This window comes from Pseudomonas sp. LB1P83 (genome assembly GCF_054897885.1).
Window position 1 is genome coordinate 4,107,612 of the sequence record NZ_CM142709.1, and the last position, 23,273, is coordinate 4,130,884.

Genomic DNA, 23,273 nt, shown 5'->3' on the forward strand with positions numbered 1-23,273 from the left:
TACCAGACACCATCAATCGCTTAGACGTGGGGGTCGCCCGGTATTTTGCTCGGCGTGGCGTATTGCGGTTTGAGATGACCGTCCTGATCAAGTAACCAGGCATCCATGATCTGCCGCACGACCGGGCCGGCGACGCGGCCACCGGCCTCACCGTTTTCGATCATCACCGAGATGACGATCTTCGGATGCTCGGCCGGGGCGAAACCGACGAACAAGGCATTGTCGCGGTTACGCTCCAGGGTTTTCGCCCGGTTGTAGCGTTCACCTTGCTTGATCGCGACCACTTGCGCGGTACCACTCTTGCCGGCGATGCGGTACTGGGCGCCCTGCGCGGCCGCCCGGGCAATCCCGCGAGCGTCGTGCATCACCATCTGCATGCCGTGGTTGACCTGCTCCCAGTCACGCGGGTCCTTGAGCAGGATGTTCGGCATCGGGTGCTCGTCCACCGGCGCCACGCCGTCCACGGTCTTGGCCAGGTGCGGTCGGTTCCACACACCTTTGTTGGCGATCAGCGCGGTGGCCTGGGCCAGCTGCAGCGGCGTGACCTGCATGTAACCCTGGCCGATGCCGAGGATCACGGTCTCGCCCGGGAACCAGGCCTGACGGCGCGTGGCACGCTTCCAGGCCTGGGATGGCATCAGCCCGGCAGACTCCTCGAACATGTCCAGCGAGACCTTCTCGCCGAGGCCGAACATCGCCATGTAGTCATGCAGACGATCGATGCCCAGCTTGTGGGCCAGGTCATAGAAGTAAGTGTCGTTGGAGCGCATGATCGCCGCGTCCATGTCTACCCAACCGTCGCCGCTGTGGTTCCAGTTACGGTATTTGTGATCGAAGTCCGGGAGTTGGTAATAGCCCGGGTCGAAGACGCGAGTCTGAGGAGTGACGACCCCGGCATCGAGACCGGCAATGGCCACCTCGGGCTTGATGGTCGAACCCGGCGCGTAGAGGCCGCGCAGGACGCGGTTGAACAGCGGCCGATCGATGGAATCGTGCAGCGCCGCGTATTCCTTGAAGCTGATGCCAGTGACGAACAGGTTCGGGTCGAAGCTGGGCTTGCTGACCATTGCCAGCACTTCGCCAGTCGAGGGGTCTAACGCCACTACTGAACCACGACGATCGCCCAAGGCTTCCTCGGCCGCCTCCTGAAGTTTGACATCCAGGCTCAGGACTATGTTTTTACCGGGGATCGGATCAGTGTGCTTGAGCACTCGCAGTACGCGGCCCTGAGCGTTGGTTTCGACTTCTTCGTAACCCACTTGGCCGTGCAATTCGGACTCGTAGAACTTTTCGATGCCGGTCTTGCCGATGGATTGGGTGCCGCGGTACTCCACCGTGTCCAGGACTTTGGATTCTTTTTCGTTGATACGACCGACGTACCCGATCGAGTGTGCGAAGTGTGCGCCCATTGGGTAATGGCGGACGAATTGGGGCTCGACATCGATCCCCGGCAGTCGGAACTCGTTGACCGCGAGTACCGCGATTTGCTGCTCACTGAGCTCATAGAACAGGGTGACCGGCACGAACGGGTGGCGCGCCTGCTTCATGGCCTTGTCGAACAGCGTCCGGTCCTCGGCGGGCAAGTGCAGGAGATTGACCACCTCATCGAGTTCTTCTTTGACGTCGGAGGCGCGTTCGCGGGTGATGGTCAGGTTGAAGCTGGGACGGTTGTCTGCGAGGACGACACCGTTGCGGTCAAAGATCAGCCCTCTCGTAGGGGTGATCGGCAGCACATGTACGCGGTTGTTTTCGGAGATGGTCGAGTGATAGTCGAACTCGACCACTTGCAATACATACATGCGCACCACGAGTGCGCAGGAAATGGCGGCGACGAACAAGGCGCAGGCGATCAACCGTTTGTTGACCAGGCGCGTCTCTTTTTCATGGTCCTTGATGGGTATCGGTTCGGGCATTTCTGCAGCAGCTCTTTGGCTAAAAAAGGGGGGGGCCGATCCGTAGGCTTGAAATCCGCCCGTGAAAAAACGAGCTGCACCATACCAAAAACCGTGCGGTCACCTTAGCGCGATTTTCTCGAACGGTTGCCCTTGAGGGCCAAAACGACTAGCGGCTATTTGTCTGACTCGTGCGTTTTTCTCAAGATTGATATTCCGATTCATGCATTTTTCTAGCAGATGGGCCTGTAGATACTGGGTGCATGTCATTCCATTTTGTTGTTTGGGAGTCTTTTCATGCATCCACGATTTCAACGATTACTCGGCCCGAACGGGTTTTCCATCGGCCTGGAATTACCGCTGGATAACGATTGGTCCAGTGATGGTCAGCGGCTACGGATTGAGGAGGAGCGGCCTTTCGGTGTACCCGATTTGAAGCAACACGCGGCGATGGCGCGATTGGCTGACAACGCCGGTTTTCGGGCACTTTGGATACGCGATGTGCCGGTTTATGACCCTGACTTTGGCGATGCCGCACAGGTCTTTGAAACCTTTTCCTACCTTGGTTATTTGGCCGGGATTACCGACAACATCATGCTGGGCACGGCGGCGGTTGTGCTGCCGTTGCGTCAGCCTTGGCTAACGCTCAAGGCCACCAACAGTGTCGATGAATTGAGTGACGGACGTCTGCTCCTCGGGGTCGCCAGTGGTGACCGTCCGATGGAGTATCCGTTGTTTGGCGTGGACTACGATCAGCGCGGGGAGATCTTTCGCGAGACGGTTGAGCTATTGCGCAGCCAAGGTGAAGGCCGCTTGCCCGAAGGTGCTCGTCTATTGCCGGAGCGAGATCAGCCGGTGCCATTACTGGTTGCGGGCCTTGGTCAACAATCCCCTGGCTGGATTGGCCAACACATGGATGGCTGGCTCGCCTATCCGGGTACTCCGGATGAGCATCGGCGCCGAGTGGGGCTGTGGCGGGAAGTCGGAGGCAATAAACCCTACATCAGCTTCGTTCACCTGGATCTATCCGCCCACCCTTATGCACCCATGCGACGTGTGCGCTTCGGTGGCAGCTGTGGACGGTTGGCTTTGATTGATGAGCTTCAGGCGTTGCGTGAAGCAGGTGTTCAGCATGTCGGCTTACATCTGCGCCGTAGCGAACGACCGGTTGCTGAAGTTATTGAAGAGATCGCTGAATACGTTCTGCCTAAGTTCCACTAACGGTGCTGCTGGAACTTGGGATAGCCGCTGGGCTATCCCTTTTTTTGTCACGCCACTTTCCTGCGGGCAAAACAAAACCCCAACTGCTTTCGCAATTGGGGTTTCGGAATTTAATCTTGACGATGACCTACTCTCACATGGGGAAACCCCACACTACCATCGGCGATGCATCGTTTCACTGCTGAGTTCGGGATGGGATCAGGTGGTTCCAATGCTCTATGGTCGTCAAGAAATTCGGTAGCCGGGTCGTTCTCTCTTGCGAGGTCACGCTCCAGCGAATGGGTATGCGATAGTTTGGTGTTTTGCGAGTATCTCGAACTTTCGGTTCGTTTCGTCTTCACACACCGCAATCTGGCTTTTACGCACAAATTGCTTGGGTGTTATATGGTCAAGCCTCACGGGCAATTAGTATTGGTTAGCTCAACGCCTCACAGCGCTTACACACCCAACCTATCAACGTCGTAGTCTTCGACGGCCCTTCAGGGGACTCAAGGTCCCAGTGAGATCTCATCTTGAGGCTAGTTTCCCGCTTAGATGCTTTCAGCGGTTATCTATTCCGAACATAGCTACCCGGCAATGCCACTGGCGTGACAACCGGAACACCAGAGGTTCGTCCACTCCGGTCCTCTCGTACTAGGAGCAGCCCCTCTCAAATCTCAAACGTCCACGGCAGATAGGGACCGAACTGTCTCACGACGTTCTAAACCCAGCTCGCGTACCACTTTAAATGGCGAACAGCCATACCCTTGGGACCGGCTTCAGCCCCAGGATGTGATGAGCCGACATCGAGGTGCCAAACACCGCCGTCGATATGAACTCTTGGGCGGTATCAGCCTGTTATCCCCGGAGTACCTTTTATCCGTTGAGCGATGGCCCTTCCATACAGAACCACCGGATCACTAAGACCTACTTTCGTACCTGCTCGACGTGTCTGTCTCGCAGTCAAGCGCGCTTTTGCCTTTATACTCTACGACCGATTTCCGACCGGTCTGAGCGCACCTTCGTACTCCTCCGTTACTCTTTAGGAGGAGACCGCCCCAGTCAAACTACCCACCATACACTGTCCTCGATCCGGATAACGGACCTGAGTTAGAACCTCAAAGTTGCCAGGGTGGTATTTCAAGGTTGGCTCCACGCGAACTGGCGTCCACGCTTCAAAGCCTCCCACCTATCCTACACAAGCAAATTCAAAGTCCAGTGCAAAGCTATAGTAAAGGTTCACGGGGTCTTTCCGTCTAGCCGCGGATACACTGCATCTTCACAGCGATTTCAATTTCACTGAGTCTCGGGTGGAGACAGCGCCGCCATCGTTACGCCATTCGTGCAGGTCGGAACTTACCCGACAAGGAATTTCGCTACCTTAGGACCGTTATAGTTACGGCCGCCGTTTACCGGGGCTTCGATCAAGAGCTTCGCGTTAGCTAACCCCATCAATTAACCTTCCGGCACCGGGCAGGCGTCACACCCTATACGTCCACTTTCGTGTTTGCAGAGTGCTGTGTTTTTAATAAACAGTCGCAGCGGCCTGGTATCTTCGACCGGCATGGGCTTACGCAGTAAATGCTTCACCCTCACCGGCGCACCTTCTCCCGAAGTTACGGTGCCATTTTGCCTAGTTCCTTCACCCGAGTTCTCTCAAGCGCCTTGGTATTCTCTACCCAACCACCTGTGTCGGTTTGGGGTACGGTTCCTGGTTACCTGAAGCTTAGAAGCTTTTCTTGGAAGCATGGCATCAACCACTTCGTCACCCAAAGGGTAACTCGTCATCAGCTCTCGGCCTTAGAATCCCGGATTTACCTAAGATTCCAGCCTACCACCTTAAACTTGGACAACCAACGCCAAGCTGGCCTAGCCTTCTCCGTCCCTCCATCGCAATAACCAGAAGTACAGGAATATTAACCTGTTTTCCATCGACTACGCTTTTCAGCCTCGCCTTAGGGACCGACTAACCCTGCGTCGATTAACGTTGCGCAGGAAACCTTGGTCTTTCGGCGTGGGTGTTTTTCACACCCATTGTCGTTACTCATGTCAGCATTCGCACTTCTGATACCTCCAGCAAGCTTCTCAACTCACCTTCACAGGCTTACAGAACGCTCCTCTACCGCATCACCTAAGTGATACCCGTAGCTTCGGTGTATGGTTTGAGCCCCGTTACATCTTCCGCGCAGGCCGACTCGACTAGTGAGCTATTACGCTTTCTTTAAAGGGTGGCTGCTTCTAAGCCAACCTCCTAGCTGTCTAAGCCTTCCCACATCGTTTCCCACTTAACCATAACTTTGGGACCTTAGCTGACGGTCTGGGTTGTTTCCCTTTTCACGACGGACGTTAGCACCCGCCGTGTGTCTCCCATGCTCGGCACTTGTAGGTATTCGGAGTTTGCATCGGTTTGGTAAGTCGGGATGACCCCCTAGCCGAAACAGTGCTCTACCCCCTACAGTGATACATGAGGCGCTACCTAAATAGCTTTCGAGGAGAACCAGCTATCTCCGAGCTTGATTAGCCTTTCACTCCGATCCACAGGTCATCCGCTAACTTTTCAACGGTAGTCGGTTCGGTCCTCCAGTTAGTGTTACCCAACCTTCAACCTGCCCATGGATAGATCGCCCGGTTTCGGGTCTATTCCCAGCGACTAGACGCCCTATTAAGACTCGCTTTCGCTACGCCTCCCCTATTCGGTTAAGCTCGCCACTGAAAATAAGTCGCTGACCCATTATACAAAAGGTACGCAGTCACCCAACAAAGTGGGCTCCCACTGCTTGTACGCATACGGTTTCAGGATCTATTTCACTCCCCTCTCCGGGGTTCTTTTCGCCTTTCCCTCACGGTACTAGTTCACTATCGGTCAGTCAGTAGTATTTAGCCTTGGAGGATGGTCCCCCCATATTCAGACAAAGTTTCTCGTGCTCCGTCCTACTCGATTTCATGACTAAGAGATTTTCGCGTACAGGGCTATCACCCACTATGGCCGCACTTTCCAGAGCGTTCCGCTAATCTCAAAGCCACTTAAGGGCTAGTCCCCGTTCGCTCGCCACTACTAAGGGAATCTCGGTTGATTTCTTTTCCTCAGGGTACTTAGATGTTTCAGTTCCCCTGGTTCGCCTCTTAAGCCTATGTATTCAGCTTAAGATAACCATCTTATGATGGCTGGGTTCCCCCATTCAGACATCTCCGGATCAAAGTCTGTTTGCCGACTCCCCGAAGCTTTTCGCAGGCTACCACGTCTTTCATCGCCTCTGACTGCCAAGGCATCCACCGTATGCGCTTCTTCACTTGACCATATAACCCCAAGCAATCTGGTTATACTGTGAAGACGACATTCGCCGAAAATTCGATAATACTCAATTAAGAGCAACTCACAAATTTTACCTTAGCCTGATCCGTTACCAGTGAAAGTAACGTTCAGTCTATCTTTCTATCACATACCCAAATTTTTAAAGAACGATCTAATCAAAGACTAGAAATCAATATTCACTTCAGAATATTCATTTCTAAACTCTAACAGCAGAAGCAGTTAATGGTGGAGCCAAACGGGATCGAACCGTTGACCTCCTGCGTGCAAGGCAGGCGCTCTCCCAGCTGAGCTATGGCCCCATACAAAATTGGTGGGTCTGGGCAGATTCGAACTGCCGACCTCACCCTTATCAGGGGTGCGCTCTAACCAACTGAGCTACAGACCCAATTTCGAGCGCGTAACTGTTAGCGGTGAGCTATCAGCTTGGAGCTTAAAGCTGCTTCTATCGTCTTCTTCAATGAATCAAGCAATTCGTGTGGGAACTTATGGAGCAGCTGATGTCGTCGATTAAGGAGGTGATCCAGCCGCAGGTTCCCCTACGGCTACCTTGTTACGACTTCACCCCAGTCATGAATCACACCGTGGTAACCGTCCTCCCGAAGGTTAGACTAGCTACTTCTGGTGCAACCCACTCCCATGGTGTGACGGGCGGTGTGTACAAGGCCCGGGAACGTATTCACCGCGACATTCTGATTCGCGATTACTAGCGATTCCGACTTCACGCAGTCGAGTTGCAGACTGCGATCCGGACTACGATCGGTTTTCTGGGATTAGCTCCACCTCGCGGCTTGGCAACCCTCTGTACCGACCATTGTAGCACGTGTGTAGCCCAGGCCGTAAGGGCCATGATGACTTGACGTCATCCCCACCTTCCTCCGGTTTGTCACCGGCAGTCTCCTTAGAGTGCCCACCATTACGTGCTGGTAACTAAGGACAAGGGTTGCGCTCGTTACGGGACTTAACCCAACATCTCACGACACGAGCTGACGACAGCCATGCAGCACCTGTCTCAATGTTCCCGAAGGCACCAATCCATCTCTGGAAAGTTCATTGGATGTCAAGGCCTGGTAAGGTTCTTCGCGTTGCTTCGAATTAAACCACATGCTCCACCGCTTGTGCGGGCCCCCGTCAATTCATTTGAGTTTTAACCTTGCGGCCGTACTCCCCAGGCGGTCAACTTAATGCGTTAGCTGCGCCACTAAGAGCTCAAGGCTCCCAACGGCTAGTTGACATCGTTTACGGCGTGGACTACCAGGGTATCTAATCCTGTTTGCTCCCCACGCTTTCGCACCTCAGTGTCAGTATCAGTCCAGGTGGTCGCCTTCGCCACTGGTGTTCCTTCCTATATCTACGCATTTCACCGCTACACAGGAAATTCCACCACCCTCTACCATACTCTAGCTTGTCAGTTTTGAATGCAGTTCCCAGGTTGAGCCCGGGGATTTCACATCCAACTTAACAAACCACCTACGCGCGCTTTACGCCCAGTAATTCCGATTAACGCTTGCACCCTCTGTATTACCGCGGCTGCTGGCACAGAGTTAGCCGGTGCTTATTCTGTCGGTAACGTCAAAACAGCAAAGTATTAATTTACTGCCCTTCCTCCCAACTTAAAGTGCTTTACAATCCGAAGACCTTCTTCACACACGCGGCATGGCTGGATCAGGCTTTCGCCCATTGTCCAATATTCCCCACTGCTGCCTCCCGTAGGAGTCTGGACCGTGTCTCAGTTCCAGTGTGACTGATCATCCTCTCAGACCAGTTACGGATCGTCGCCTTGGTGAGCCATTACCTCACCAACTAGCTAATCCGACCTAGGCTCATCTGATAGCGCAAGGCCCGAAGGTCCCCTGCTTTCTCCCGTAGGACGTATGCGGTATTAGCGTCCGTTTCCGAGCGTTATCCCCCACTACCAGGCAGATTCCTAGGCATTACTCACCCGTCCGCCGCTCGCCACCAGGTACAAGTACCCGTGCTGCCGCTCGACTTGCATGTGTTAGGCCTGCCGCCAGCGTTCAATCTGAGCCATGATCAAACTCTTCAGTTCAAACATCTTTGGGTTTTTAAGAAACCCTAAACTTGGCTCAGCAATCGTTGGTTACATCTTTGATTTCTCGCGGAGTAACTTGTGATGCTGATAATCTTGTTGACTATCAGTCTGACTCCACAAGCACCCACACGAATTGCTTGATTCAGTTGTTAAAGAGCGGTTGGTTAAGATCTTTCGTCTCAACCGAGGCGCGCATTCTACAGCAGCCTCTGTTGCTGTCAAGCGGTTATTTTCAGAAGTTTTCAAAGTTTCCTTTGCAACTTCAACCACTTGCGCTTCCGATCTCTCGTTAGCGGGAGGCGAATTCTACAGCGTTACTCGCTGCTGTCAACACCTCTTTTTCTCCGCTTTCGACCGAGAAGATCGAACCGTCAATCAAGCCCTACAACCCTGCCTGATCAACTCCTTCTGGGCTTCGATGACCTGAAGCAACTCGCTGTCGAAAACTGCGTAACTCTTTGTTTACCAAGGAGTTTTCCGTTTCGACTGCGCCGGAAGTGGGGCGAATTATAGACTTCCAGAATCTGCCGTCAACCCCTGATTTGGCTTTTCTATCAGGATGTTCAAAATCATTGCTTATATATAGACGCAACCGTCACGAATGCGCAGTATATTGCCCAACACACAGAGCAATACTCTCGCTTCCCACTTCGGACGATGCCACGTAATGAATGACCATCCCCGCAGCCTCGCCTCGACTCTGTTCTCGGTTGGCCTGCTATTAATAGCCATGGCGTCGATCCAGTCCGGAGCTTCATTGGCCAAAAGCATGTTCCCGATTATCGGCGCTCAGGGAACCACCACCCTGCGGCTGATCTTCGCCAGCGTGATCATGCTGCTCCTGTTGCGCCCATGGCGGGCGAAGCTCACTGCAAAGTCCCTGCGTACCGTCATCGTCTACGGGATGGCACTGGGCGGCATGAACTTCCTCTTCTATATGTCTCTGCGCACCGTCCCCCTGGGGATTGCCGTAGCCCTGGAGTTCACCGGACCACTTGCAGTGGCTATCTATGCTTCACGCCGCGCGATCGACTTTTTGTGGATAGCCCTGGCTGCCATCGGCTTGCTGCTATTAATACCGACAGGAGCGACGACTGCGGGAATCGACCTCGTAGGTGCCGGTTATGCCTTGGGCGCGGGTGTCTGCTGGGCACTGTACATCCTGTTCGGCCAGAAGGCCGGCGCCGACAATGGCGTGCAGACCGCTGCACTGGGAGTGATGATTGCCGCACTGTTCGTCGCCCCTATCGGCATTGTCCATGCCGGTGCCGCCCTGCTGACTCCGTCATTGATCCCCGTGGCCATCGCTGTCGCACTTCTGTCCACCGCCCTGCCCTACACGCTGGAGATGGTCGCTCTGACCCGAATGCCAACCCGGACCTTCGGCACATTGATGAGCATTGAACCCGCTTTCGGCGCGCTGTCAGGTTTGCTGTTCCTCCACGAGTACCTCACGCTGTCACAGTGGATGGCGATCATGTGCATCATTCTGGCTTCCGTCGGGGCGACCATGACCATGGGAAGCGCTGCCAAGCCTGCGGTCGCGGCGGATTGATACAGGATTTGACGCAGGTCTGGTATTTGCCGCTCAATTAGGCCATGTTTAGGCCCGTAACCCAGTGTCAGACATGGATTTTTCAGGATAGGGATATCAGAACGCTTCAATTGAAAGCGAATGCAGCCAGACCCGGGCACGAGATCCGGGAACGCTATAAGGACAGTAATGAAACGAATTTTGCTACTGATCGCTGTACTTGCAGTTGCGGGCTGCGCGGCGACATCGAAAACACAAGTCAAACATGGCAAGAAAGGGCTGCATATCAACTGTTCAGGACTCTCCTCATCCTGGGACAAGTGCTACACCAGCGCCGCCAACTCGTGCGCGCCCAAGGGGTACAAGGTCATCGCCAAGTCGGGGGATGCGGTGGAAGAGCCAGGCGATTATCCATTTGGTCTCAACCCTGCCGGTTATACCAGCCGAAGCATGATCGTTATCTGCAAGTAGATGGATGCCGCCCGGCAATCTGGCGGCCAATCTCATCGTGACTGGACTTCAGCACTGTGCGCTGAATGTCTGGAGTGGCCAACATTCGAGCCACGACCAACGCACCGATGCATTGCGACAGCACCGACCATGCCAGGCTGTCGCTTTCCAGGATCCTCGCCCAACTCTCCTGCAGCTGACAAATCCAGATCTCCGCCTCCTGGCGAACAGCGATATCTGAACGGGCAATTTCAGCTCCCAATACCGGTAACGCACAACCGGATTCCGGGTGCTCGACATGGGCCATGCTCAGATAATGCTTGAGGCAGCGTTCCAGTCTGTCGCGATCCTGATCAGCCCCCAATCGCTCCAGGCTTTGACACAACTCGCGCTCGACGATCGAGGCGAACAGTTCGTCCTTCGACGAAAAGTGACTGTAGAAAGCACCGCCACTCAAGCCGATCGCCTTCATCAAGCCGTCGACACCCACCGTGGAAAAACCGGATTTCTTCGCCAACACAGCGCTGCTGCTCAGCAGTTTCTCTTTGGTTTCCAACTTGTGATTGACTGAGTAACGCATCGCCTTTCCCTCAGGGTTGATCGTCTTGACGTCCGTCGAATCGTAGCATAACGTTCGTTCAGTTAACGATCGTTTAGCAAAGGGATCTACCCATGAATAACAAGAAGGTCGTACTGGTTGTCGGCGCGGGTGATGCCACCGGCGGCGCGATTGCCAAGCGTTTTGCGCAGGAGGGTTTCGTTGCCTGCGTCACTCGTCGCAGCGCGGACAAACTCCAGCCGTTGGTCGATGCAATCAAGGCGAATGGCGGTGACGCCCACGGATTTGCCTGTGATGCACGCAAGGAAGAGGACGTGATTGCGCTGGTCGAGCAGATTGAAACCGAGATCGGCCCCATTGAGGCGTTCGTTTTCAACATCGGCGCCAACGTGCCGTGCAGCATTCTTGAAGAAACTGCCCGCAAGTATTTCAAGATCTGGGAAATGGCCTGTTTCTCGGGTTTTCTCAATGCACGTGAAGTGGCCAAGCGGATGGTCACACGCCAACGCGGCACGATCCTGTTCACCGGCGCCACCGCTGGCCTGCGCGGCGCGTCAGGATTTGCAGCATTCGCCGGTGCCAAGCACGGGATTCGCGCACTGGCTCAAAGCATGGCCCGTGAACTGGGGCCGATGAACATTCACGTCGCCCACGTCGTAGTCGACGGCGCCATCGATACTGACTTCATTCGCAACAGCTTTCCGGAGAAGTACGCCACCAAGGACGAGGACGGCATCCTCAATCCCGAGCACATCGCCGAGAACTATTGGTACCTGCACAGCCAGCCGCGGGACGCCTGGACTTTCGAGCTGGATCTGCGCCCCTGGAACGAACGCTGGTAAGCCCTCCTCCCTACAACAATAAGCAGAGTGCACCGACCATGAGCAAAACCGTGGAGTTCTTTTTCGATCTTGGCAGCCCCGCCACCTACCTGGCGTACACCCAATTGCCGAAAATCTGCGAGCAGACCGACAGCCAGCTGATCTACGTACCGATGCTGCTGGGTGGGGTCTTCAAAGCCACCGGCAACGCATCACCGGCAACCATCCCGGCCAAAGGTCGCTACATGTTTCAGGACCTGGACCGCTACGCAAAACGTTACGGCGTACCACTGAAGTTCAATCCCCACTTTCCTATCAATACCCTGATGCTTATGCGTGCCGTCACGGGTATGCAGTTGCGTCATCCAGAACGCTTCCATGCGTTTATCGATTGCCTGTTCAACGCACTCTGGGTCGAGGGCCTCTGCCTCGATGATCCGGCGACCGTTGCAGCCGTGCTGACGCAAAACGGTTTCGACCCGAACGAAGTACTGGCACTCACCGCCGACGAGGAAGTCAAAACCGCTCTCAAGGACAACACCGAGAAAGCGATCCAACGAGGCGTATTCGGCGCACCGTGCATGTTTGTCGGTGATCAGATGTTCTTCGGTCAGGATCGGCTGGACTTCGTCCTTGAAGCCCTGAGTTAAATCTCGACGACCAAGCGACCTTGAGCCGCTCCAGTAGTGAGCAGTTCATGGGCGGCCCCGGCGGTTTGCAATGTGAACTGCCGCGGGTCGAGCAACGGCTTCAGCTTACCGGCCTCGATCAATTGTGCGGCTTCACGAAGAATCTGCCCGTGACGCTCTCCTCCCTTGCCAGTCAACAAAGGCAACAAGGTAAACACCCCGGAGTAGGTCGCGCCCCGAAACGACAACGGCGCCAAACTATGCTGTCCCCAGCCGAGGCAGCTCACCACATGCCCCTCGTAAACCCGAGCGGCCTTGAAGGAAGCATCCAGCGTTTCTCCGCCCACCGTGTCGTAGACAATATCGAACCCCTCTCCTGCCGTATGCTCCGCCACATAATCCTCGACCGAGGACTTGCGGTAATCAATAAACGTCGCACCGAAGCTTTCGATGATCGCCTGTTGCCCCGTCGAGCCAGTGGCGAACACTTCAGCTCCAAAGGCCCGGGCTATTTGTACCGCCACATGCCCGACACCACCCGCACCGCCGTGAATCAGCACCTTCTGCCCCGTTCGAACTCGAGCCCGGTCCACCAACCCTTCCCATGCTGTAATCAGTACCAACGGCAACCCTGCCGCCTCACGCATACTCAGATTGCCTGGTTTGCGCGCCAGTAACCGTGCATCGACCACCGCAAATTCCGTGAGTGAACCTTGAGCACCGCCGATTCCGGTCGCCATCGCGTAGACCTCATCACCCGGCAGCCATCCGCTGACACCCTCTCCCAACGCCTCAACCGTCCCAGCGAGGTCCATGCCCAGCACCGTCGGCAACGGCTGACGTGCATGAGCAGCCTGCCCCGAACGAATCTTTGCATCCAACGGGTTCACCCCACTGGCTTTGATCCTGACCAACACCTGACCCGGTCCAGGCACGGGCCGCTGGATGGTAGCCAAGCGTAACGGCCCATTGGCCGATTCAACAATCAGAGCACGCATTTCAAATGAGTCAGTCATTTCGCAAATTCCCGTCAGAGGTGGCTGTAGGACCGATCTTCCTCCCACTCACTCATGCCGATAAGACGCTATATAGCTATAGTGACCATGCCCATTTGGCATCAATGAGAAACCCCGTGGACAAACTCCATGCAATGGCCATCTTCGTCCGGGTTATCGAACGCGGCAGCTTTTCTGCCGTTGCCCGGGAGATGCAGACCAGCCAGCCGACCATCAGCAAAATACTAAGGGCGCTGGAAACCGAACTGGGCGGGAAGCTGATTTCCCGTAGCACTCGCCAACTCTCGCTGACCGACGAAGGCCAGCGGTACTACAGCGAATGCCGACAAGTCCTCGCGGCCGTAGACGCGGCTGAACACAGTTTTCAATCAGGACGCGAAACCGTTGCCGGCAACCTGAAGATCGGTTCCTCCGTCAGTTTCGGACGCTTGCAGATTGCACCGCGACTTCCAGAGTTTCTGAAAAAACACCCCCAGGTTCAGATAGACCTGCAACTCAGTGATCAGAATCAGGACCTGGTCAGCGAAGGCCTGGACGTTACCTTCAGAATTGGCGAGTTGACCGACAGCGGCCTCATCGCCCGCCGCATCGGCACCACCCACCGGGCGACCGTCGCAGCGCCGGGCTATCTCACGCAACGCGGCGAGCCGACCACACCGGAAGAACTGCGCGGACACAATTGCCTGCAATTCAACTTGCTGAACAATCAGAATTTATGGATTTACGAGCGAAACGCCCAACGTCACGAGGTGCGAATCAAGGGTAATGCGCAAAGCAACAACTCAGAGGCGATCCGCGAGATGGTGCTGGGAGGACTGGGGATTGCGTTGTCGCCGGTATGGTTGTTCAGCGAGGATCTGAGCGCCGGTCGAGTGACCGCGATTTTGCAGGACTACACCGCGCAGTCGTTGCCGATTCATGCCGTGTCCCCGGCGAATCGTCGCCAATCCGCCAGGGTCAAAGCCTTTGTTGACTATATGAGTCAGGCGCTCGAAACAGCGCCTGAACTCCAACCGATCAAATAGCCGCAGTACGGGTATTCAGCCACTCAAGGGCCGCGCCATCCAGCAACGGGCTCAAGCGCTCGCGCACCTCGGCGTGGTAAGCGTTAAACCACTGTTTCTCGTCCAACGTCAGCAGCGACGGTTCCAGGCAGCGGGTGTCGATCGGGCACAGGGTCAGGGTTTCGAATTTCAGAAACTCGCCGAATTCGCTCTTGCCCGCTTCACGGTTCAACACCAGGTTCTCGATCCGCACACCCCAACGGCCCGGGCGATAAGTCCCCGGCTCAATCGACGTGATCATGCCCGGTTGCATCGCGGTTTGCGGGGCAGCGGCGGCCTGATAGGCGATGACTTGCGGACCTTCGTGCACGTTCAGGAAGTAGCCGACGCCATGGCCAGTGCCGTGTCCGTAATCAACGCTTTCGGCCCAGATCGGCGCGCGGGCAATCGAATCGAGCAATGGCGAGAGAATGCCACGAGGGAATTGCGCACGGGACAGCGCAATGACGCCTTTGAGCACCCGCGTGCAATCACGTTTCTGCTCATCCGTCGGCGTACCGACCGGCACCATCCGCGTGATGTCGGTGGTCCCCCCCAAGTATTGACCGCCGGAGTCGATCAGCAACAGACCGTCGCCCTCGATCACCGCGTGTTCTTCTTCGGTGGCGTGGTAGTGCGGCATCGCGCCATTGGCATTGAAGGCGGCAATGGTGTTGAAACTGAGCGAAACGTACCCGGGACGTCGGGTACGTGCGGCAGTCAAGTGTTCGTCGATGGTCAGTTCGGTGATGCGCTCACGACCCAACGCCGTGTCCAGCCAGGTGAAGAACTCGCACAGCGCCGCGCCGTCCTGCTCCATGGCCTGACGAATGTGCTCGGCATCGGCCAGGCTCTTCTGCGATTTGGCCAAAGTGGTCGGGTTCAGGCCTTCGACCAGCTTCACGCCGTTGTTCAGGTTATCCAGCAAACCGGCCGTCACGCGCGCCGGATCGACTTGCAGGCTCGCGCCACTCGGCACCGCTCGCAAGGCGTCGGCCACTTCGCTGTAATCGCGCAGGGTCACGCCGTCCTGTTCAAGGACCGCACGCAGCTCGGCATCGACCTTGCTCAGGGCCACGAACAGGGTGGCCTGCTCCTGGCTGATCAAGGCGAAGGAAACGAATACCGGGTTGAACGACACGTCGCCGCCACGCAGGTTAAACAACCAGGCGATGTCATCGAGGGTGGCAATGAAGTGCCAGTCGGCGTCACGCCCCTTCAACACTTCACGCAGCTTGGCGAGTTTATCACCACGGCTGACGGTCGCCTGAGGCGGCAAGTGCTGATAGATCGGTTCATTCGGCAGCGTCGGACGGTCACGCCAGACTTCGTTCAACAGATCGACGTCGGTGCGCAGACGTGCACCGCGCTCTTCGAGCTTGCCACCCAGCGTACGCGCCGACGCCACGGCCATCACCGCACCGTCGACCGCGACCACGCCGCCTTCAGGAGTTTGCTCGGCCAGCCAGTCCAGCGGGCCAGGCTGGCCCGGTTGCAGCTTGACCAGCTCGATGCCGCTGCCGTTGAGTTCCTTGGTCGCTTGTTCCCAATAACGGCTGTCGGCCCAGACACCGGCAAAGTCCGGTGTAACGATCAGCGTGCCGACCGAACCATGAAAGCCCGACAACCACTGACGCCCTTGCCAATAGCCCGGCAGGTATTCGGACAGGTGCGGATCGGCCGACGGCACCAGCAGGGCATGAATGCCCTCCCGGCTCATCAGTTCGCGGGTTTGCGCCAGGCGCTCGGGCACCGATCCATTGATCGAAAGCTGCGTACTCATCATGTCTCCTGCTAATCACTTCATCATTATTGTTGAGTGCCGATCAACGCCGGAACTGTCAGGCCTTATTGCCAGAATGCCGGGGCACTGGCGCAGGCTGCTTTAATCAGTTGTACCGCTTGGTCGATGTCCTGCTCGGTGGTGAACCGGCCGAGACTCAAGCGGATGGTGCGACTCGCCGAGCGGGCGTCATGCCCCAGGGCCAGCAGCACATGGGAAGGCGCATTGCTGGCGGAATTACAGGCCGAGGTCGCGGAAAACGCGATCGAACTGCTCAACGCCGCGGAATTGAACTCGCCTTCGTTGAAGGTCAGGCTCAGGGTATGGGGAATGCGCTGGGTCAGGCTGCCATTGAGCCGAACGCCGGGGATGCCCAGCAGTTGTTCAAGCAAGCGTTCGCGTAGCCGCACGATCGTGGCTTTTTCTTCCTCGAAAGCGGCGGCCGCCAAGGCGAAGGCCACGCCCATGGCGGCGATCTGATGAGTCGCCAGGGTCCCGGAACGCAAACCGCCCTCGTGACCGCCGCCGTGAATCTGCGCCTGCAAACGTTGCTGCGCGCGCGGGCCGACGTACAGCGCGCCGATGCCTTTGGGGCCGTAAATCTTGTGCGCCGAAAACGACATCAGGTCCACTGGCAATGCAGCAAGATCAATCGCGACTTTGCCCGCGCCCTGAGCCGCGTCGACATGGAACAACGCATCACGATCACGCACGATCTGGCCGATGGCCGCAATGTCATTGACCGTGCCCAGTTCGTTGTTGACCAGCATCAGCGACACCAGAAAGGTGTCTTCGCGCATCGCCTCGCAGACCGCTTGCGGGGTAATCAGACCCTCGGCGTCAGGCACCAGATAAGTCACGGCCACACCGGCGTCCTGCAATTGCTTCGCCGTGTCGAGGATGGCCTTGTGTTCGATCTGGCTGGTGATGATGTGGCCGCCGGACACCCCGCGAGCCTGGGCAACGCCCTTGAGGGCAAGGTTGTTCGATTCGGTAGCGCCAGAGGTCCAGACGATCTGTTCCGCCTGGGCGCCGACCAGTTCGGCGACCTGGCGCCGCGCCTGCTCGACCGTTTGCCGGGCCTGTTGGCCGAAGGCATGGGAGCTGGACGCCGGGTTGCCAAAGTTTCCGTTGAAACCCAGACACTCGACCATGACCTTGATGACCCGCTCATCCACCGGCGTGGTGGCGGCGTAGTCGAAATACAGAGGACGTTTATTCATAGAAAACTCGCAGAGCATGTTCCGGGATCAGGAGGCTCGTCACTGAACCATCAAGGCGCAGCCTCGTGAGCTGCGCCGATCGTTCAGAGCGTTAGAAATACCTGATCGGAGGCCGTTAAAGAAGAACAACTTCATTTAAAAGTGCGTAGGAACGCTCCTGAAGTCGAGCTTAACAGGCATCGGCCAACCGGTTGAAGCGATGTGTCAGCTAAAGCTTTCGAGCAACAACGGATACAGCGAAGCCACCAACAGCAAGGCCATGCCCCAGTTGAACAGTCGCAACCAGCGACGATCCTTCAGCACATTGCGCAACAACGTGCCGCAACCGGCCCAGACGCCGACGCTCGGCAGGTTGATCACGGCAAAGACCGCGGCAATCACGATCACATTGGTGAAGTAGCCCTGCATCGGCGTGTAGGTGCTGATGGCACCGATGGCCATGATCCACGCCTTGGGATTGACCCACTGAAACGCCGCCGCCCCCAGATAAGTTATCGGTTTGCTGTCGTCTTTTTCACTCTCGGAAACCGGGCCTGAATGGGCGATTTTCCATGCCAGGTACAGCAAGTACGCCGCGCCGACGTAACGCAGCACCGTATAGAGCAATGGATAGGTTTGAAACACCGCGCCGAGGCCGAAACCAACGGCCACGACGAGCACAAAGAAGCCGCAAGTGATGCCGAGCATGTGCGGGATGGTGCGGTGAAAGCCGAAGTTCACGCCCGATGCCAGCAACATGGTGTTGTTGGGGCCAGGCGTTATCGAGGTGACGAGGGCAAACAGGGCGAAGCCCAGCAGCAGATCGAGCGAGAGCATGAGCGGCAGTCCAATCAGGGTCAGTCAGGTGTTGACCCTATCGCACGCCCCGGGGGAAACCCATGGACAGTTGCGTGAAACTTCGAACGGTACAGTTTGCGATCAGCTTGGACGACCGTGGAGCTGTACAGCACGTTCGGCGTTCATCTCGCCTTGTTTGTCGAAACTGAACGACTTTTGCGGCTGGCCGAGCAATTCGGCTTTTTTCGCATGGTACTCGTCGAAGGACAAACCACGACGATTCAAGGCTTCCAGCGCCAGTTCGCGACTTTCTTCGGCGGTGTATGGCCGAAGTTCAGGCGAAACATGACTGGCACATCCGGCGAGAACGGAGACCGCGAGCAGCAAGAAAGTGGCGATTAGAGGTTTCATCTGGGGCGTCCTGGCATCTGGGTTCGGGGCAATGAACACAGGCTACTCGCGCCCTTCGATGGGCAGAAATCAACGCTCTCGATAGTGGCTATCAAATTTGGCTAATGACGTTCGGCCTGCACCTGTCATATCTCTAAATGATCTATAAATATTAATTTATGATCTTTTACGGAATAACAGCGAGCCTCTATAACAACTCCATCGCCTCCACGCACTGTTGCTCACGCAACTGTTTGCCAGGCAACAGTCATTCAACAAACCGCCCTTTAAATCGCACAGCGCCCACTGATCGATGCTCTACAAGCCCCGTAAAACGGGCTTGTAAGGATTGGTACAGCTCTTGCTCAAGTCAGTGACTTCTCACTGCTCGCTGAGCAACTGTTTAAAAAGGAACTGATCATGTCGCGTCCATTGAAAGTCGTTGCCCTCTCCGGCGGTACCTGGCGTCCGTCCCGCACGCTGGTGCTGACCCAAGCGCTATTGGCCGAGCTGGCCGAGCAATTGCCGATCGAGAGCAAGCTGATCGAACTGGGCGACATCGCCCGGCCACTGGGCGCCGCGCTGTCCCGCCAGGAGTTGAGCGTCGAAATTGAAGCCGAGCTGCAAGCAATCGAGAACGCCGACCTGCTGATCGTCGCTGCGCCGGTTTATCGCGGTTCCTACCCGGGCCTGCTCAAGCACCTGTTCGACCTGATCGACCTCAATGCGCTGATCGACACCCCAGTGTTGCTGGCCGCCACCGGTGGCAGCGAACGGCATGCGCTGGTGCTCGATCATCAGTTACGGCCGCTGTTCAGTTTCTTCCAGGCCCTGACCTTGCCGATTGGCGTCTACGCCACCGAAGCCGATTTCGCCAATTACCAAATAACCAGTGAGCCCTTGAAGGCCCGCATTCGTCTTGCTGCAGAACGCGCCGCGCCGTTGTTCGGCGTGCACCCCAAAAATCTGCTGAAAATCGCTTAAGGATTTCTTCATGGATGTTTTCTGGTTCCTGCCGACCCACGGCGACGGCCATTACCTGGGCACCACTCAGGGTGCGCGCCCGGTGACCCTCAACTACCTCAAACAAGTGGCGCAAGCCGCTGACAGCCTTGGCTACCACGGCGTGCTGATTCCTACCGGGCGCTCCTGCGAGGATTCGTGGGTGATCGCCTCGGCGCTGGTGCCGCTGACCGAACGCCTGCGCTATCTGGTGGCGATCCGCCCCGGGATCATCTCGCCGACGGTCTCGGCACGCATGGCCGCCACGCTGGATCGGCTGTCCAATGGCCGTTTGCTGATTAATGTGGTGACCGGCGGTGATCCGGATGAAAACCGGGGTGACGGGATCTTTCTCGACCACAGCGAGCGCTATGAAGTCACCGACGAATTCCTGAAAATCTGGCGCCGCGTGCTGCAAGGCGAATCGGTGGATTTCGAAGGCAAACACCTGCAAGTGCAGAACGCCAAGGCGCTGTATCCGCCGGTGCAGAAACCGTATCCGCCGCTGTACTTCGGCGGTTCATCCGAAGCCGCTCATGAACTCGCCGCCGAGCAGGTTGATGTCTACCTGACCTGGGGCGAACCACCGGCCGCCGTCGCGGAAAAACTGGCGGATGTGCGTGAGCGTGCGGCGCGAAACGGTCGCACGGTGAAGTTCGGGATTCGCTTGCATGTGATCGTTCGCGAGACGGCCGAGGAGGCCTGGAAAGCGGCGGACAAACTGATCGAGCACATCAGCGACGAGACCATCGCCGCGGCGCAGAAGTCGTTCTCGCGTTTCGACTCCGAAGGCCAGCGACGCATGGCCGCGTTGCATGACGGGCGCCGCGACAACCTGGAAATCTCGCCCAACCTGTGGGCCGGTGTCGGTCTGGTGCGCGGCGGTGCCGGAACGGCGCTGGTCGGTGACCCGCAGCAAGTAGCGGCGCGGATCAAGGAGTACGCGGACCTGGGCATCGAGAGTTTCATCTTCTCCGGCTACCCGCACCTCGAAGAGGCTTATCGCTTTGCCGAGTTGGTGTTCCCGCTGTTGCCCGAGCCGTACGCGAGCCTGGCGGGGCGCGGCGTCACCAACCTCACCGGGCCGTTTGGCGAAATGATCGCCAATGACGTACTGCCCACCAAAGCCACGGCCTGACCCGATCCTTGTAGGAGCGAGGCTTGCCCGCGAAGGCGTTCTGACAGTCGACATTTCTGTTGAATGTGATGGCCTCTTCGCGGGCAAGCCTCGCTCCTACATAGATTTGTGTCGATTTTTAAGAGGAACCCCGCGTGACTGCCAAGCCGCAAAGCGCCCTGTTGTCCCCGTTGCAGACCGCCCGCCAGTTGGCCGCCGAGTTTGCCCTGACCGCCGTCGAGCGCGACGAGCGTGGCGGTACACCCAAGGCCGAACGTGACGCGCTGCGTCATAGCGGTCTGCTCGCGTTAAGCATTCCCGTCCAGTACGGCGGCCTCGGCGCCAGCTGGAGTGAAACCCTGAACATCGTGCGCGAATTCGCCAAGGTCGACAGTTCGATTGCGCATGTCTTCGGCTTCCATCACCTGATGCTCGCCACCGTGCGCCTGTTCGCCAGGCCCGAGCAGTGGCAGCCGTGGTTTGAACAGACCGCGCGCAAGAACTGGTTCTGGGGCAACGCCCTCAACCCGCTGGACACCCGCACCGTGGTGAAAAACCTCGGCGGCTGGCGCGAGTTTTCGGGCAAGAAAAGCTTCTGCTCAGGCGCCACTGACTCGGAAATGCTGATCGCCTCGGCCGTTGACGAAAGTGCCGGCGGCAAACTGTTGATCGCCGCCATCCCCAGCGGTCGCAGTGGCATCACCCTGCACAACGACTGGAACAACATGGGCCAGCGCCAGACCGACAGCGGCAGCGCGACGTTCGAGCGAGTGCGGGTCGAGGAATCGGAACTGCTGCTCGATCCGGGTCCGCTGAGCACACCGTTTGCCTGCCTGCGACCATTGATTGCCCAACTGACCTTTACGCACATGTTCCTCGGCATTGCCGAAGGTGCTTTTGAAGAAGCGCGGCAATACACGCTCACCGAAACCCGTCCGTGGCACAAATCCAGCGCGCAGGATGTGCGTCAGGATCCCTATGTGCTCGGCCATTACGGCGAATTCTGGGTCGCCCTCGAAGGCGTTCGACTGCTGGTGGAACGCGCCGCCGAGTTGCTCGACAAGGCGTGGGCCAAAGGCCCGAACCTCAGCGCCGAAGAACGCGGGCAACTCGCCACAGCCATCGCCACCGCCAAAGTCGCGGCAACACGCAATGGCCTGGATATCTGTAGTCGTTTGTTTGAAGTCACCGGCGCGCGTTCGACCCATGCCTCCCTGCGACTGGACCGCCACTGGCGCAACCTGCGCACGCAGACCCTGCACGACCCGGTGGATTACAAACTCCATGAACTGGGTGACTGGGCGCTGAACCAGTCCCTGCCGATCCCGACTTTCTATTCATAGCCTTCCACTCATGGAGCCTGCCTGATGCAACTTCTCACATTACCGCCCTCGCCCGCGCTGGCCACTTCGATCCGCGCGACCGCGCAGGTGTTCGAAGACCCTAAATCCCAGGCCTTGCTCGCCCACATTCAACAAGTCGCGCCGAGTGAAGCCAGCGTGCTGATCATCGGCGAAACCGGCACCGGCAAGGAGCTGGTGGCGCGGCATATCCACAACCTCAGCGCCCGCCGTAACCGGCCTTTTGTGGCAGTGAACTGCGGCGCGTTCTCTGAATCCCTGGTGGAGGCCGAGTTGTTCGGCCATGAAAAAGGCGCCTTTACCGGTGCGCTGAGCGCCAAGGCCGGCTGGTTCGAGGAGGCCGATGGCGGCACGTTGTTCCTTGACGAAATCGGCGATTTGCCGATGGCGATTCAGGTCAAGTTGTTGCGCGTGTTGCAGGAGCGCGAGGTAGTGCGACTGGGTTCGCGCAAGAGCATTCCCATCAATGTGCGCGTGCTGGCCGCGACCAACGTGCAATTGGAGAAAGCCATCAACGCCGGGCATTTCCGCGAGGATTTGTACTACCGCCTCGACGTGGTCAGCCTGGAACTGAGCCCGCTGCGCGATCGCCCCGGCGACATCCTGCCGCTGACCCGACATTTCGTCGAAGCCTACAGCCAGCGCCTGGGTTACGGCACCATCACCATCAGCAAAGAGGCCGAACTGAAACTGCGCAGCTACAGCTGGCCGGGCAACATCCGCGAGCTGGAAAACGTGATTCACCACACCCTGCTGATCTGCCGCAACGGCGTGATCGAACGCGATGACCTGCGCCTGTCGAACATGCGTATCGAGCGTCAGGACGATCACCACAGCAACATCGACGACTCACCGGAAGCCTTGCTCGACCGGGCCTTTCAAAAGCTCTTCGAAGAACAGGCCGGTGCGCTCCACGAGAAAGTCGAGGACGCGTTGTTGCGAGCGGCTTATCGCTTCAGCCATTACAACCAGGTGCACACCGCTGCCCTGCTCGGCTTGAGCCGCAACGTCACACGCACGCGGCTGATCAAGATCGGCGAACTGGCGGTCAACAAGCGCCGGCCCACAGAAAACGTTCAGGGTGAGCGCTTGATGCAATTGTCGATCTAAGCG

17 protein-coding genes, 2 tRNA genes and 3 rRNA genes are annotated in these 23,273 nt (G+C 57.3%); 10 read left to right on the forward strand and 12 right to left on the reverse strand.

The window, feature by feature from the left end; all coding sequences use genetic code 11:
* Positions 1-20: 20 nt before the first annotated feature.
* Complete coding sequence (mrdA, locus tag ACYZTY_RS18810) at positions 21-1,913, reverse strand: penicillin-binding protein 2 (protein ID WP_461954980.1); 1,893 nt, start codon at positions 1,911-1,913, stop codon at positions 21-23.
* Positions 1,914-2,189: 276 nt separating this feature from the next.
* Between mrdA and ACYZTY_RS18815 the strand changes: the two genes are divergently transcribed.
* Entirely contained in the window at positions 2,190-3,113 is a 924-nt protein-coding gene (locus ACYZTY_RS18815; RefSeq protein ID WP_461954981.1) for a TIGR03571 family LLM class oxidoreductase, read from the forward strand.
* 114 nt (positions 3,114-3,227) lie between these two features.
* Here the strand turns inward: ACYZTY_RS18815 and rrf are convergent.
* From rrf to ACYZTY_RS18840, 5 genes are all read right to left on the reverse strand, one after another.
* A 5S ribosomal RNA gene (gene rrf, locus ACYZTY_RS18820) occupies positions 3,228-3,343 on the reverse strand.
* A 154-nt stretch (positions 3,344-3,497) separates the two neighbouring features.
* Positions 3,498-6,389 (reverse strand): 23S ribosomal RNA (locus tag ACYZTY_RS18825).
* 239 nt (positions 6,390-6,628) lie between these two features.
* Positions 6,629-6,704 (reverse strand) — tRNA-Ala (locus tag ACYZTY_RS18830).
* Positions 6,705-6,713: 9 nt separating this feature from the next.
* A tRNA-Ile gene (locus ACYZTY_RS18835) sits at positions 6,714-6,790 on the reverse strand.
* A gap of 123 nt (positions 6,791-6,913) precedes the next feature.
* Positions 6,914-8,452 (reverse strand): 16S ribosomal RNA (locus ACYZTY_RS18840).
* The 16S, 23S and 5S rRNA genes sit together here with 2 tRNA genes alongside, the layout of an rRNA operon.
* A 670-nt stretch (positions 8,453-9,122) precedes the next feature.
* Here ACYZTY_RS18840 and rhtA point away from each other — a divergent pair.
* Positions 9,123-10,010, forward strand: a complete 888-nt coding sequence (gene rhtA / locus ACYZTY_RS18845) for a threonine/homoserine exporter RhtA (protein ID WP_461954982.1) — start codon at positions 9,123-9,125, stop codon at positions 10,008-10,010.
* 168 nt (positions 10,011-10,178) lie between these two features.
* A complete protein-coding gene (locus tag ACYZTY_RS18850) occupies positions 10,179-10,460 on the forward strand; it encodes a hypothetical protein (RefSeq protein WP_222587803.1) in 282 nt (93 codons plus the stop codon).
* On the opposite strand, the gene ACYZTY_RS18855 is transcribed toward ACYZTY_RS18850, so the two are convergent.
* The gene (locus ACYZTY_RS18855) at positions 10,447-11,019 is read right to left on the reverse strand and encodes a TetR/AcrR family transcriptional regulator (RefSeq protein WP_461954983.1); all 573 of its coding nucleotides are present in this window, start codon (positions 11,017-11,019) and stop codon (positions 10,447-10,449) included. The genes ACYZTY_RS18850 and ACYZTY_RS18855 overlap by 14 nt on opposite strands.
* Before the next feature lie 92 nt (positions 11,020-11,111).
* Here ACYZTY_RS18855 and ACYZTY_RS18860 point away from each other — a divergent pair, with 92 nt between their 5' ends.
* Together ACYZTY_RS18860 and ACYZTY_RS18865 are read left to right on the forward strand one after the other, a co-directional pair.
* The gene (locus ACYZTY_RS18860; RefSeq protein ID WP_461954984.1) at positions 11,112-11,840 is read left to right on the forward strand and encodes an SDR family oxidoreductase; all 729 of its coding nucleotides are present in this window, start codon (positions 11,112-11,114) and stop codon (positions 11,838-11,840) included.
* A 38-nt stretch (positions 11,841-11,878) separates the two neighbouring features.
* Complete coding sequence (locus ACYZTY_RS18865; protein WP_461954985.1) at positions 11,879-12,469, forward strand: 2-hydroxychromene-2-carboxylate isomerase; 591 nt, start codon at positions 11,879-11,881, stop codon at positions 12,467-12,469.
* On the opposite strand, the gene ACYZTY_RS18870 is transcribed toward ACYZTY_RS18865, so the two are convergent.
* Positions 12,466-13,464, reverse strand: a complete 999-nt coding sequence (locus ACYZTY_RS18870) for a zinc-dependent alcohol dehydrogenase family protein (RefSeq protein WP_461954986.1) — start codon at positions 13,462-13,464, stop codon at positions 12,466-12,468. The two genes, ACYZTY_RS18865 and ACYZTY_RS18870, sit on opposite strands and share 4 nt — an antisense overlap.
* A gap of 104 nt (positions 13,465-13,568) precedes the next feature.
* Between ACYZTY_RS18870 and ACYZTY_RS18875 the strand changes: the two genes are divergently transcribed.
* Positions 13,569-14,489: a LysR family transcriptional regulator gene (locus ACYZTY_RS18875; protein ID WP_461954987.1), complete on the forward strand. Its 921-nt coding sequence runs from the start codon at positions 13,569-13,571 to the stop codon at positions 14,487-14,489.
* On the opposite strand, the gene ACYZTY_RS18880 is transcribed toward ACYZTY_RS18875, so the two are convergent.
* The 4 genes from ACYZTY_RS18880 to ACYZTY_RS18895 form a co-directional block, all read right to left on the reverse strand.
* Positions 14,482-16,290, reverse strand: coding sequence for an aminopeptidase P family protein (locus ACYZTY_RS18880; protein WP_461954988.1), 1,809 nt, complete (start codon positions 16,288-16,290; stop codon positions 14,482-14,484). The genes ACYZTY_RS18875 and ACYZTY_RS18880 overlap by 8 nt on opposite strands.
* A gap of 65 nt (positions 16,291-16,355) precedes the next feature.
* Complete coding sequence (locus ACYZTY_RS18885) at positions 16,356-17,513, reverse strand: aminotransferase class V-fold PLP-dependent enzyme (protein ID WP_461954989.1); 1,158 nt, start codon at positions 17,511-17,513, stop codon at positions 16,356-16,358.
* Between the two features lie 204 nt (positions 17,514-17,717).
* Positions 17,718-18,329 (reverse strand): LysE family translocator, encoded by a 612-nt coding sequence (locus ACYZTY_RS18890; RefSeq protein WP_461954990.1) that lies wholly within the window; start codon positions 18,327-18,329, stop codon positions 17,718-17,720.
* A gap of 102 nt (positions 18,330-18,431) precedes the next feature.
* Positions 18,432-18,701: a hypothetical protein gene (locus ACYZTY_RS18895; protein WP_131060115.1), complete on the reverse strand. Its 270-nt coding sequence runs from the start codon at positions 18,699-18,701 to the stop codon at positions 18,432-18,434.
* 399 nt (positions 18,702-19,100) lie between these two features.
* On the opposite strand from ACYZTY_RS18895, the gene msuE reads away from it, so the two are divergent.
* From msuE to ACYZTY_RS18915, 4 genes are all read left to right on the forward strand, one after another.
* Entirely contained in the window at positions 19,101-19,664 is a 564-nt protein-coding gene (gene msuE, locus ACYZTY_RS18900; RefSeq protein WP_461954991.1) for an FMN reductase, read from the forward strand.
* A 10-nt stretch (positions 19,665-19,674) separates the two neighbouring features.
* Complete coding sequence (ssuD, locus tag ACYZTY_RS18905) at positions 19,675-20,820, forward strand: FMNH2-dependent alkanesulfonate monooxygenase (protein ID WP_033059220.1); 1,146 nt, start codon at positions 19,675-19,677, stop codon at positions 20,818-20,820.
* Between the two features lie 134 nt (positions 20,821-20,954).
* Positions 20,955-22,142, forward strand: a complete 1,188-nt coding sequence (locus tag ACYZTY_RS18910) for an acyl-CoA dehydrogenase family protein (RefSeq protein WP_461954992.1) — start codon at positions 20,955-20,957, stop codon at positions 22,140-22,142.
* A 24-nt stretch (positions 22,143-22,166) separates the two neighbouring features.
* Positions 22,167-23,270, forward strand: a complete 1,104-nt coding sequence (locus ACYZTY_RS18915) for a sigma-54 interaction domain-containing protein (RefSeq protein WP_461954993.1) — start codon at positions 22,167-22,169, stop codon at positions 23,268-23,270.
* Positions 23,271-23,273 lie beyond the last annotated feature (3 nt).

Excerpts from the sequence above, each read along its gene's own strand:
- mrdA (WP_461954980.1), bottom strand. The coding sequence starts at position 1,913 with ATGCCCGAACCGATACCCATCAAGGACCATGAAAAAGAGACGCGCCTG.
- ACYZTY_RS18815 (WP_461954981.1), top strand. The coding sequence starts at position 2,190 with ATGCATCCACGATTTCAACGATTACTCGGCCCGAACGGGTTTTCCATC.
- rhtA (WP_461954982.1), top strand. The coding sequence starts at position 9,123 with ATGAATGACCATCCCCGCAGCCTCGCCTCGACTCTGTTCTCGGTTGGC.
- ACYZTY_RS18850 (WP_222587803.1), top strand. The coding sequence starts at position 10,179 with ATGAAACGAATTTTGCTACTGATCGCTGTACTTGCAGTTGCGGGCTGC.
- ACYZTY_RS18855 (WP_461954983.1), bottom strand. The coding sequence starts at position 11,019 with ATGCGTTACTCAGTCAATCACAAGTTGGAAACCAAAGAGAAACTGCTG.
- ACYZTY_RS18860 (WP_461954984.1), top strand. The coding sequence starts at position 11,112 with ATGAATAACAAGAAGGTCGTACTGGTTGTCGGCGCGGGTGATGCCACC.
- ACYZTY_RS18865 (WP_461954985.1), top strand. The coding sequence starts at position 11,879 with ATGAGCAAAACCGTGGAGTTCTTTTTCGATCTTGGCAGCCCCGCCACC.
- ACYZTY_RS18870 (WP_461954986.1), bottom strand. The coding sequence starts at position 13,464 with ATGACTGACTCATTTGAAATGCGTGCTCTGATTGTTGAATCGGCCAAT.
- ACYZTY_RS18875 (WP_461954987.1), top strand. The coding sequence starts at position 13,569 with ATGAGAAACCCCGTGGACAAACTCCATGCAATGGCCATCTTCGTCCGG.
- ACYZTY_RS18880 (WP_461954988.1), bottom strand. The coding sequence starts at position 16,290 with ATGAGTACGCAGCTTTCGATCAATGGATCGGTGCCCGAGCGCCTGGCG.
- ACYZTY_RS18885 (WP_461954989.1), bottom strand. The coding sequence starts at position 17,513 with ATGAATAAACGTCCTCTGTATTTCGACTACGCCGCCACCACGCCGGTG.
- ACYZTY_RS18890 (WP_461954990.1), bottom strand. The coding sequence starts at position 18,329 with ATGCTCTCGCTCGATCTGCTGCTGGGCTTCGCCCTGTTTGCCCTCGTC.
- ACYZTY_RS18895 (WP_131060115.1), bottom strand. The coding sequence starts at position 18,701 with ATGAAACCTCTAATCGCCACTTTCTTGCTGCTCGCGGTCTCCGTTCTC.
- msuE (WP_461954991.1), top strand. The coding sequence starts at position 19,101 with ATGTCGCGTCCATTGAAAGTCGTTGCCCTCTCCGGCGGTACCTGGCGT.
- ssuD (WP_033059220.1), top strand. The coding sequence starts at position 19,675 with ATGGATGTTTTCTGGTTCCTGCCGACCCACGGCGACGGCCATTACCTG.
- ACYZTY_RS18915 (WP_461954993.1), top strand. The coding sequence starts at position 22,167 with ATGCAACTTCTCACATTACCGCCCTCGCCCGCGCTGGCCACTTCGATC.